This is a genomic window from Ideonella sp. P3_A4 (assembly GCF_056403075.1).
In genome coordinates this window covers 1-1,404 of record NZ_JBFUGE010001041.1, presented here as the reverse complement: position 1 = coordinate 1,404, position 1,404 = coordinate 1, and the positions used below count along the sequence as shown (strand labels likewise).

At 63.0% G+C, this 1,404-nt stretch carries 2 protein-coding genes; both read right to left on the bottom strand.

Annotated features, from left to right (window positions below; all coding sequences use genetic code 11):
• The coding region (locus tag AC1DYI_RS35645; protein ID WP_477208817.1) for a hypothetical protein at positions 1-660 on the bottom strand (660 nt) is incomplete at its 3' end.
• Positions 657-971: a hypothetical protein gene (locus AC1DYI_RS35640; protein WP_477208816.1), complete on the bottom strand. Its 315-nt coding sequence runs from the start codon at positions 969-971 to the stop codon at positions 657-659. The genes AC1DYI_RS35640 and AC1DYI_RS35645, both read right to left, overlap by 4 nt.
• Between the last annotated feature and the right edge of the window lie 433 nt (positions 972-1,404).

Below are 1,404 nucleotides of genomic sequence, written 5' to 3'. Positions count from 1 at the left end.
GCCGAACAGCCCTTGCACGCCGTTGTCGTGGATGAACGAGTTGCGCAGTGTCAACCGGGCCGTCTTGGCGCTTGGTGCATTGCCCGGCCCTGGGTACACGCCGATGCCGAACTCGCTGATGTCGACGTTCTCGATCAGCACGTCGCTGACGTCGTTGTAGGTGAACACACCGTTCGAGTTGGTGCCGGCGCCCGGGCCCACGCACTTGATGTTCTTGAAGGTGAAGCCTTCCTTGTGCACGGGCACGTCGCCACCGTTGGTGATGGTCAGGCAGTTCGACTCCGCGCCGGTCACCGTGATCAAGGGCTTGGCCGAGCCCTCGTAGCCGGCGGGCCGGTAGTCGGCAATGACGATGGGATGCTTGGCGCTGCCCTTGTTGTTGCCGGTCCAGAACGCACTGGCCTCGGAGCGCCATGAGCCATTGCGGGCCAGCAGCAGCCGGTCGCCGCCGACCAGCGAGTCGACCAGTGAGCGCGCCGGTATGAGCAGCTTCGGTTTCTCGGGCGACAAGCCGTCATTGCTTTCGTTGCCTGGCTGGCAGCCGACATCGGCACCGGCCTGGCAATCGGAGAAGTAGTAGGTCGTGGCCTGGGCCGACAAGGCGGCGAGTGATGTCACGCCAAACGCCAGCAGCCTTTTCATCCAACGGGTTCCGTTCATGGGGCCACCACCTTGCTGTTGTATTGAAGTTCGCTCTCGCCCTTTTCGGTGGTGGCGGAGACCCACACGTACCACTTGCCCGATGGCAGTGACACGGTGGCCGATGTCGCTTTCGCGTCCTGCACCTCTGACAGCAACGCGGGGGCCAGGTCGTAGCGGGTCTGGCTGGCGTAGATCTTGAAGCCGGTCAGCCCATCGCCCTTGAAGGGCTGTCCGTTGGCCAGGGTTGTCGGCGCGCGCCACTTCACCACGAGGCCGTGTGCGGTCTGCGCTTCGGGCACAGGCTGGGCCCAGACCTGTGGGCCACTCATGGCCAGGACGCTCGTCGTCACCGCGAGGGCGAGGGCGCGGCAGCGGAATCCGGCCTTGAACTCGCTCAAGATTCGCCGTTGCGTGGGCCGCGTTTTGACGCAGCGAGATATTGTCAGCATGGTTCTCCCTTGTCGAAGGACTGTCGAACACTGCGCCGTGCTTGCCAACGATCGAAACTTCGCGAGGCACAGTGCAGCAAGGAACGCGGCGGATTCTGGTGACCCAGCCACCGCAGCGCACCATGCAAACTAGGGAGGCCTAACGCCTAAACGGTATGTGGGCGTAACTCCTGTTAGGCCGTCGGCGGTTCAAATGCAAGCCTTTGATTTGAACCGTCAAATGTCTACCCTTCGGACGTCGGCCATCGAACGGCGGGGCGAGGGGAATGTCGCTGATACGTACCTGGCGCAAGGCCGACGTTCTTGATGAATC